5 protein-coding genes are annotated in these 10,273 nt (G+C 48.7%); all 5 read left to right on the forward strand.

Annotation, left to right across the window (positions count from 1 at the left end; translation table 11 throughout):
- Positions 1-101 precede the first annotated feature (101 nt).
- Complete coding sequence (locus H6F91_RS26665; RefSeq protein ID WP_190789574.1) at positions 102-3,215, forward strand: PAS domain S-box protein; 3,114 nt, start codon at positions 102-104, stop codon at positions 3,213-3,215.
- On the forward strand, positions 3,208-5,568 hold the full coding sequence (locus tag H6F91_RS26670; RefSeq protein WP_190774992.1) for a response regulator: 2,361 nt from the start codon (positions 3,208-3,210) through the stop codon (positions 5,566-5,568). Before H6F91_RS26665 ends, H6F91_RS26670 begins: the two co-directional genes overlap by 8 nt.
- Before the next feature lie 241 nt (positions 5,569-5,809).
- Complete coding sequence (gene xdhA / locus H6F91_RS26675) at positions 5,810-7,213, forward strand: xanthine dehydrogenase small subunit (protein WP_190774993.1); 1,404 nt, start codon at positions 5,810-5,812, stop codon at positions 7,211-7,213.
- 24 nt (positions 7,214-7,237) lie between these two features.
- On the forward strand, positions 7,238-9,577 hold the full coding sequence (gene xdhB / locus H6F91_RS26680) for a xanthine dehydrogenase molybdopterin binding subunit (RefSeq protein WP_190774998.1): 2,340 nt from the start codon (positions 7,238-7,240) through the stop codon (positions 9,575-9,577).
- Positions 9,577-10,194, forward strand: a complete 618-nt coding sequence (locus H6F91_RS26685; RefSeq protein WP_190774994.1) for an XdhC family protein — start codon at positions 9,577-9,579, stop codon at positions 10,192-10,194. Before xdhB ends, H6F91_RS26685 begins: the two co-directional genes overlap by 1 nt.
- The last annotated feature ends 79 nt before the right edge of the window (positions 10,195-10,273 follow it).

The following is a 10,273-nucleotide window of genomic DNA, read 5'->3' on the forward strand; positions in this document are numbered from 1 at the left end:
CGAGGATGTTCCATTCTTCATCAGTGAGGCTGCTGGAATATGGCATGGTACCTTGGTTCAAGGGATTTCAGTACCTTAATTTGAGATTGTAAAGATGTCAAATGGGTTCTATAGAGTTGCGAGTCATCAAGGCAGACGGCACCATTGGCTATGTCGATACCCGTGCTAAAGCCCGTTACAACGACCAGAGAAAGATTGATAAGCTTTTCGGTACCGTTCTTGATATTACTGAGCGAAAGCGGGCAGAGATAGCTTTGCAAGAGGAATTGCTACGTAGCAAGATACTGTTTAGTACATCCATGGATGGCATCGTAGTGATGAACCAGAATGGAGATGTGGTACAGGCCAGTACTAGCTTTGCGGAGATGATTGGCTACACCTTGGAGGAAACACTCCAGTTGAATGTAGTGGATTGGGATGCCCAATGGACCCAGCAAGAGCTTCATGAGATTCGCACCTGTAATGAGATAACACCGCTATTTGAAACATGCCATCGTCGCAAGGATGGCACGCTCTATGATGTTGAAATTAGCTACAGTCGTACAGAGATTGATGGCGAAATGATGCATTTTTGCATTTGCCGGGATATTGGCGATCGCAAGCGTACTGAAGCTGAACGTCAGCGAGTAGAAGCAGCCCTGCGGCAGAGTGAGGCTCGCTTTCAGGCATTTATGAATCACAGCCCTGCCCCTGCCTGGATTACCGATGCAGATGGCGTGGTGATGTACTTGAATGAAACTTATTACCGCATTTTTCGGGTCTTTCACGAGGCTCCCGTGGGTAAAACGATTTTTGAGCTATTTGGCCCTGAGATCGCCCAGCCTCTATGGGCTAATATTCAGACTGTATCTCATACCCAGGAAGTAGTCGAGGCTATCGAAGCAGCTCCACGTTTGGACGGAACGTTAGGGGAGTTCCTCGTTTATAAGTTTCCAGTTCCCGATGCATCCGGGCAGACACTGGTTGGAGGGGTAGCCGTTGATATTACCCGTCAGCTTCAGATCGAGGATGCTCTACGGCAGAGCGAAACAACAAAGCAGGCCATCATTGAAGCCATTCCTGATTTACTGATACGCATGCGCCTGGATGGTCGCTATTTGGACTTCGTTGCGAGTCGTGAATTCAAAGTTATTAATCCTGATCTGTCGCGTATTGGTGCAAAGGCTCAGGATCTTTTGCCCTCTGATATTGCTGATCTGCGCATGCGCTATGCCTACAAAGCTGTACAGCAACAAGCTATCCAGATCTACGAACAGCAACTTGTAATTGATGGGCAAGTGCACTACGAAGAGGTGCGTATCGTTCCCATGCAACAAGATGAAGTGCTCATTATGGTACGCAACATTACTGACCGCAAGCGAGCAGAAATTGAACTTAAACATCAAAAAGAGATTTTACAAACAATTTTTGATCACATCCCTATTATGGTGGCGATGTTTGAACCAAAAGGACAGCTCATATCCATCAATCCTGAGCTTGAACGAGTACTGGGATGGTCGCTCGAAGATTGGCAGAACCTGGACGTGTTTACCCATTGCTACCCTGACCCGACCTACCGTCAGGAGGTGCTGGATCACATGCTGTCGGCAAACGGTCAATGGAAAGATTGTCTGACTCGCACAGCAACTGACCAAACTCTTTATACCTCCTGGGCAAATGTTGCCCTTTCAAATGGTTTTTGCATTGGTATTGGTCAAGATATTAGTGGTCGCAAACAGGATGAATTAAAACTGCAACAGGCCAAAGAAGCAGCCGAGGTGGCTAATCAAGCGAAAAGTATTTTTTTGGCAAATATGAGCCATGAACTACGTACCCCATTGAATGTCATTCTTGGTTTTGCCCAGGTGATGAACCATGATCTTTCTCTCAATTCTGAACACCGAGAGAACTTACAAATCATCCAACGTAGTGGTGATCATCTGTTGAATTTAATTAATGATGTATTGGATCTCTCAAAGATTGAAGCAGGGCACTCAACCGTAGACCTGTGCAATATTGATCTCGTTGCCCTGTTACATTCCCTTCGCAATATGTTTCAGCAGCGGGCGATCGCCAAAGACCTCGAATTCTGCTTTGATATTAATCCTTCATTACCGCAGTATGTCACCACCGACCCCAGCAAACTCCGCCAGATTCTGATCAATCTGTTGGGTAATGCTATCAAGTTCACGAAATGGGGAGCGATCGCGCTACGGGTGCAGGTCATCCCAGAGGAGGGCTACCCCTCAGCTCTGACCCTGAGCTTTGAAGTGGAAGATACCGGCAATGGTATCGCTAGCACAGAGCGCGAGGCGGTCTTTGAAGCCTTTGTGCAGGCCGATGCAGGGCAAGGCAACACAGAAGGGACGGGCCTGGGGCTGGCGATCAGTCGTAAATTAGCGCGTTTATTGGGAGGTGATATTACCCTGGTGAGTCATCCTGGCCAGGGTAGTACCTTCCGTTTTACCCTACCCGTTCAACGGGTAATGGGCACCAATAACCAACCCGAGGTATGGAATCGGCGAGTGGTTTGTCTGGCACCAAATCAACCTAACTATCGCATCCTTGTAGTGGATGACCATTCTGAGAATCGCTTACTGCTGGTCAAACTGTTAACAAAAATTGGCCTGGAAGTGCGAGAAGCCTGTGATGGTCAGGAGGCGATCGCCCTCTGGCAAACATGGCACCCGCATCTAACCTGGATGGATATCCGCATGCCCATTCTCAACGGCTATGAAGCGGCTCAGTGGATTCGGGAACAGGAACGAGCCCATCAGGATGCGTCCTCAGAAAGTATGCGGTCGGTCATCATTGCTCTAACGGCCCACGCATCCCAGGGCGATCGTGACCTGGCCCTGGCGGCGGGGTGTGACGACTACATCAGTAAACCCTTTCAGGAGCAAACCTTATGCGAAAAGATGGCGAAGTATTTGGGACTAAGCTATGTTTATGCCGAGGATGCAGGCTCTTTCCCCGAGCCAGCGCTACCCCTCAATCAAATATTAACACCGGATGCTCTGCTTTTGATGCCTCCTTCCTGGATGGTGGATTTGCATCAAGCATCCCGAGCCTGTGATCAGGAAGCGGTTTTACAACTCCTATTGCAAATTTCTCCAGAGCATTTATCTCTGGCGATCGGGTTACGGCAACTGGCGCAAGATTTTGAGTTTCATCGTATCGTTCAATGGGTAGCTCAGCTGAAAGCTACAGATTCCATCTTGTTAAAGGATGAATGATCGTTCATTCTCCCATAGCCTTTCAACCCTCCTCTATGACCCAGGAGCACCCATGCTGACCACGGCTGACCTAAAAATGAAACTAAAATTTAGCATCTTAATTGTGGATGATCAGCCTGACAACCTGCGAACACTCTCGGCAATTTTGCGGGATGAGCGCTATACAGTGCGGCAAGCTATCAGTGGTCAAGTGGCATTGGATGCGGTACAGGTCAGCCTTCCCGATTTGATTCTGTTAGACATTCGTATGCCAGAGATGGATGGGTATGAAGTATGTTCTATCTTGAAAGCTAATCCTGAAACCTGCCATATTCCTGTCATTTTTTTGAGTGCGCTCAATGATGTCAATGATAAAGTCAAAGCCTTTACAGCAGGTGCAGTAGACTATATAACAAAACCGTTTCAAGCGGAAGAAGTACTTATTCGTATTGGTCATCAGCTCACTATTCAGCAGCAGCAGCAACAACTTCGTAACCAGAATCAACGCCTTCAAGAGGCAGGTGAGATTTTGCAATTTCAGGCTGAGCAAGAAAGGGTGATGGGTACGATCATCCAACGCATTCGCGAGTCGTTAGACAAAAAAAATGTTTTTGATACAACGGTCTCTGCCATTCAACATTTATTGAGGGCAGATCGTGTATTAATTTATCAATTATTTCCCAACGGAACGGGAAAGGTGGTTGCAGAGTCCGTTTTATCTGGCTTTCCCAGCATTCTAGGCATGGTATTTCCAGAGGAAGTCTTCCCCTCAGCCTATTATGAACTGTACGAACACGGCAGAATTTGCATTATCAACGATGTTCATAATGGCTATGCTGATATAACGCCGTGCCTGGTGGAATTTATTGATCAGTGGGCCGTTCAGGCCAAGTTGGTAGTGCCTATTTTACTCAATGGAGTGCTATGGGGATTGCTGATTATTCACCAGTGCGGAAGTCCACGGGCATGGTTGAGCTCCGAGGTGAGCCTACTCTCTCAACTGGCAGGGCAGATTGCGATCGCCATTCAACAGGCCGAACTTTATCAGGAAATCCAATCCTTCAACCTCAATCTGGAGCAGGAGGTGTCAGCGCGCACAGCGGAATTGCGGCAGGCACTCTCATTTCAAGCCATGCTCAAACGCATTTCTGATAAGGTGCGGGACTCTCTGGACTCCCAGCAGATTCTACAGAGCGTGGTGGAAGAGTTGGCGATCGCCCTGGATGCAACGGCCTGTGATGCTGCCCTCCATAGCCCAGATCATCGTACCTCGACCATTTCCTACCAGTATGTTCAACCGGGTGTTGAAGCTACCCAGGGCCAGCAAACCCAAATTCAGGATGCCTCTGAGCTTTATGCACAATTGCATCAGGGCCATAGCTTTGCGTTTTGCCAGCTTGAGTCAGGTTCTATTCGCAAGCATTCGGCCATTCTGGTGTGCCCTATTGTTGATGGGCAGTCAGAGTCGGACATGATGGGCGACCTGTGGGTGTTCAAACCTGCGGCGGCTAGCTATAGCGAGATGGAGATGCATCTGGTAGAGCAGGTGGCGAATCAGTGTGCGATCGCCTTGCGCCAAGCTCAACTCTATGAGGCCGTTCAGACTCAGTTGCAGGAACAACAGCGCCTCAATCAACTAAAAGATGATTTTCTAAGTACGATTTCCCATGAGCTACGCACCCCCATTGCCAGCATCCGCATGATTGCACGATTGCTTATGTCGATTACTCATCAAGGGGAATCGTTTGTTCAAAAAATGGTGTCTCCAGAGGCTCAGAATAACAAAGCTGCGCAGTATCTCAAGGTTTTGCAGGATGAGGCTGAGCGGGAATTAACCCTGATTGAAGATTTGCTGAGCTTACAACACATTGAAGCTGGGGTGTATGCCCTTGATCCTACACCTATCAGCTTACAAGATTGGCTCCCTCACATGATCGAAACCTTTGAAATTCGAGCTCAGGAGCAACAGCAAACCTTGAAGCTGACTATTGCACCCAATTTCCCTGGTTTAGAGGTTGACCTACCCAGCTTAAGCCGTATTGTGACGGAATTACTCAATAACGCCTGCAAGTACACGCCACCGGGAGAAGCGATTTTTGTGCGGGCATTTGCCCAGGCTGATCAGTTCTTTTTACAAATTGAAAATATGGGCACAGAAATAGCTCCTGAAGAGCTTTTGCGTATTTTTGATAAGTTTTACCGCATTCCCAACAATGATCCCTGGAAACATGGGGGCACTGGTTTGGGACTGGCTCTGGTTAAGAAATTAGTAGAGCACATGGGCGGAACAATTACCGCAAAAAGTTCTGACAACACTATGCAATTTGTCGTGCAATGCCCTATCTCCTCAAAGGGTTTATATCAACAATTCTGAATAGATTGACGAATACTAAACGCCCCAATTCTATTTAAAGATTGTTTTCCTGCGCGAAGCATACAAAAAACAGTGCTGTATTTTCGGATACTTTCCTGATGCTATGAAATGATTGTTATCCACATAAAAACTTTAAAGCTGAAGCCTAAAATTTCTACATCCTGGGAGAAGTATACTGATCAGTACATCTTTAACAGATATGGATTTTGAATGACTGTGACTCACAGTAAGAAAGGGAGAGATGACAACCCAAGAGCTAGCCGAACAATTGATACTAACGATTAATGGTCAGCAGATTCATCTGAAACAGGTTTCTCCGACTCAAACACTACTGCACTATCTACAGGAAAGTGGTAGGACAGGAACGAAGGAGGGGTGCGGAGATGGAGATTGTGGTGCCTGTACTGTTGTGCTTGTTGGGGGAGACCTGGATGGTCAACCTATTTACCAGGCGGTGAATAGTTGTTTAATTCCGCTGGGTTCATTAGCCGGGCGAGAGGTGATTACTGTCGAAGGGATTAGCAACGGGCAGCTACATCCAGTTCAGCTAGCCATGGTGGAGACTGGCGGTTCCCAATGTGGGTACTGTACGCCAGGGTTCGTCATGAGTATGTTTGCTGCCTACTACAACGGTGTGGTCGATGATGCCGCTGTGGAAGGTAACCTTTGCCGTTGTACAGGGTATGTCCCGATTCGTCGTGCTGCACAGTTGATGGCAAACCCAACACCATGCGATCACTTTACAGAGAAACTGCAACATTCAGTAAGCCTGACCCCCCTCAGTTACATCACGAATGATCAAGAGTTTTACCGCCCAACTGAGCTAGAAGATGTGTTCAGTCTGTTACAACAACACCCAACTGCAACCCTAATTGCAGGTGGCACTGATTTAGGCTTGGAGATGAGCCATCATCGGCAATCCTTTCCTGTTTTAATTTCATTGGAGGCGATCGCAGAACTTCACGAAATCCACGAGACAGCTGATGTGCTTGAGATTGGAGCTGCTGTTCCCCTCAGCCAAATTGAAAATCGGCTGCATGGCATCTTTCCCAGCCTCGATGAAATGCTGCACTGGTTCGCAGCCCGTCAAGTCAAGAATCGTGCAACCCTGGGGGGCAATATTGGTACGGCTTCTCCCATTGGGGATTTACCCCCGGTTCTTCTGTCGTTAGATGCTCAGCTAAGAATTGGCAGTGCTTCTGGTCAACGGACGATCGCACTGGCCGAATTTTTCAAAGGTTATCGCATGACAGATTTACAAGCGGGTGAGGTGATCGTTTCCGTTAGGATTCCTAAGACGATCGCTCCAGGTGCCACTCGTCGCCTCAGTCAATCCTATAAAATTGGCAAACGGGGAACCGATGACATCAGCATTGTGGCTGCCGCTTTTACCATTGATTTGGATGGCAACAACCAGATCGTTTCTGCACGCTTGGCTTATGGAGGCGTAGCGGCAACGCCTGTACGAGCGATCGCCGTTGAAGAAATGCTGCTGGGTCAAACCTGGAATGCGGCTACAGTGCAGGCGGCAAAAGCTGCCTTAAAAGACACCTTTACCCCGCTCACCGATCTGCGGGGAAGTGCAGCATACTGCAAGCTCCTGATCGCAAATTTGTTTGAAAAGTTTTTTGTCGAAGTGCAATAAATCAGATTTAAGGAGATGGCAGCAATGCAGATCGTCGGTCAGCACAAACGTCATGAGAGCGCAGAAGGGCATGTTACGGGTAAAGCTGTTTATACCGATGAGCAGCGTCCTCCCATGGGGATGTTATCGCTGTATCCAGTCCTGTCGTCCCATGCCCATGCGCGTATTACGCGCATAGATGTTTCTGCGGCCTACGATGTCGAGGGGTTCGTCACGGTATTAACGGCAGATGATATTCCAGGTGAGAATGATACAGGAGCCATTGCCCATGATGAGGTGCTACTGCCGACCGATGTTGTGAGCTATTGGGGGCAGGTGGTTGTTTGGATGGTGGGAGAAACCGAGGATGCAGCCCGTAACGCAGCAGCAAAGGTAGTCGTTGAGTACGAACCGCTCGAGCCTGTTTTGACGGTTAAGGAGGCGATCGCTCACCAATCATTTCATACGGCCCCTCAAGTCGTTCGTCGGGGTTTAGGGGCAACGTCAGCCACCGCTGACCTGTGGCTAGAGGGCGAGGTAGAAATGAACGGACAGGATCATTTTTACCTGGAGACGCAAACCAGTTGGGTCATTCCTGATGGAGAAGGACACTACCAGGTGTATGCGTCTACCCAGCATCCAACTGAAACTCAGGTTATTGTTGCTCGAGTTTTAGGGATTGCGTCTAATCAGGTTGTTGTCACCTGTCTCAGAATGGGGGGCGGGTTTGGAGGCAAAGAAACGCAGGCAAATCCCTATGCGGCGGCAGCAGCGATCGCGGCTCACAAAACAGGTCGTCCGGTACGGGTCAAACTAAGCCGTCATCACGACATGATTTTGACAGGAAAACGGCACGGCTTCCTCGGCCAATATCGAGTAGGGGTGAACCGAGATGGAAAAATCGTTGCGTTAGATGTCGACCTTTATGCTGATGGTGGTTGGAGTTTAGATCTTTCTCCACCCGTTTTATTGCGGGCTATGTTGCATGTCGATAATGCCTATTACATCCCCCATCTGGAAGTGCGCGGGCATATCGTCAAGACGAACAAGGTCTCGAATACCGCTTATCGCGGCTTTGGTGGGCCTCAAGGCATGATTGTCATTGAAGACATTGTGGATCGGGTTGCACGAGCTCTTAAACTTCCTCCGGAATTCGTTCGTGAATGCAACTTCTACCACGGTCAGGGAGAAACAAGCACTACGCATTATGGTCAGGAAATCACTGACAATCGCATTGGACGGGTGTGGAATGAAGCTAAGACCATCTCGAATATGGTTGAGCGGCAGGTGGCGATCGCCCAGTACAACCAGGCGAATCCATACAAAAAACGTGGTTTAGCCATTACCCCAGTTAAATTTGGCATCTCCTTCAATAAGGTGGAATACAACCAGGCTGGTGCGTTGTTGCTTGTCTATATGGACGGGAGTATCCAACTTAACCACGGTGGTACGGAAATGGGGCAGGGGCTCCATACCAAAATGTTGCAAGTGGCATCTCAGGCTTTGGGGGTTAGTGTCGAGCGATTTCGCATGATGCCTACCAGTACTGATAAAGTTCCCAATACCTCTGCAACAGCCGCTTCTAGTGGGTCTGACTTGAATGGGCAAGCTGTCAAAGATGCCTGTGATACGATCAAGTCACGATTGATGCCGGTTGCGGCTGAAATGCTGAATTTAGATCCGGATGCAGCGCTTATTTTTGAAAATAACTGGATTTATGATGTCACTCAGCCTGATTTAAGAGTGTCATTTGAAGCTGTGGTCAAAAAGGCATATCACGATCGCATCAGCCTTTCTGCCACAGGCTATTACCGTACTCCCACAATTTATTGGGATGCTGCGGCTGGCAAAGGGCACCCCTTCTATTACTTTGCCTATGGCGCTGCCGTCAGTGAAGTTGAGATTGATGGTTTTACAGGCACCTTTAAGCTACGACAGGTTGATATTGTGCATGATGTGGGTGAGTCTCTGAATCCATCGGTAGATCGTGGTCAGGTTGAAGGGGGCTTTGTGCAGGGCATGGGATGGCTAACGATGGAGGAGTTGGTATGGGATGAGCAGGGGCGATTGCGAACATTTGCCCCCAGTACCTACAAGATTCCAACCATTAGCGAAATTCCTGAACACTTTAATGTGCAGCTTTTAGAACGGGCAGCCCAAGATGGTGTGATCTACGGCAGCAAAGCGGTTGGTGAACCTCCCTTTATGCTGGCAATGTCGGTGCGGGAGGCTATTCGGGCCGCGATCGCCGCTTTTGGTACGTCCTCTCATGTTCAACTGGCTTTACCCGCAACCCCGGAAGCTATTTTGATGGCGATCGAAACCGTACGCGCGACATCAGAACATGCTCTAGATGCGATGGCCAACCCGATCGCCAGCCTGTAATGTCCTCAGTGGATTTTTATCATCAACTCGCGAAATCTCTGCACCAGGGAGCCGTTGTGCTGGCTACAGTGACTCATGTAACTGGCTCTGTGCCACGGGAAGTCGGTGCAAAAATGATCGTTTATGCGGGTGGGGAAACGTTCAGCACTATTGGGGGTGGAGCCGGGGAAGCGAAAGTAATTCGCCACGCGCTGATCGTTTTAGAAACAGGTGAAAAACAATCGGTTGAGATCGATTTGTCCGGAGCGCCTTATCGAGAAACCCAGGGCATCTGTGGCGGAATGATGTGGGTGTGGTTAGAGCGGTGGCAGGGAGAAGACGCGATCGCCCGAACTCACCAAATTCTAACGAAACTCCAGGCAGGGCAATCCATCACCCTGGTCACACCCCTTGCCCAAAACCAATTGCCTTATGTACAGAATGCCTCATTAGACGGTTCCTGTACTCCATTACCAGAAGCTTTTGTCGAAACCATTCAACCACCTCCTCTGTTACTAATTGTGGGAGCGGGGCATGTAGGCGAAAAACTAGCGATCGTTGCGCGTTTGGCAGGCTTTCAGATTGCTGTACAGGACGATCGCCCCAGCCCTTTCAAGGTGCTTTTTTATCTTTTTTAGATTTCGATTCACTCAGCAATCGAGCAGTGGAGACATGAGGTTTGTCTTTTTGCCGTTCGGGTTTTGGAACTTTCTTTTT

Source organism: Leptolyngbya sp. FACHB-8, from assembly GCF_014695575.1.
Taxonomy (GTDB): Bacteria; Cyanobacteriota; Cyanobacteriia; order Elainellales; family Elainellaceae; genus Vacuolonema.

Bases quoted from the DNA above. Each gene is read 5' to 3' on its own strand.
- xdhB (WP_190774998.1), top strand. From the start codon at position 7,238: ATGCAGATCGTCGGTCAGCACAAACGTCATGAGAGCGCAGAAGGGCAT.
- H6F91_RS26670 (WP_190774992.1), top strand. From the start codon at position 3,208: ATGAATGATCGTTCATTCTCCCATAGCCTTTCAACCCTCCTCTATGAC.
- H6F91_RS26665 (WP_190789574.1), top strand. From the start codon at position 102: ATGGGTTCTATAGAGTTGCGAGTCATCAAGGCAGACGGCACCATTGGC.
- H6F91_RS26685 (WP_190774994.1), top strand. From the start codon at position 9,577: ATGTCCTCAGTGGATTTTTATCATCAACTCGCGAAATCTCTGCACCAG.
- xdhA (WP_190774993.1), top strand. From the start codon at position 5,810: ATGACAACCCAAGAGCTAGCCGAACAATTGATACTAACGATTAATGGT.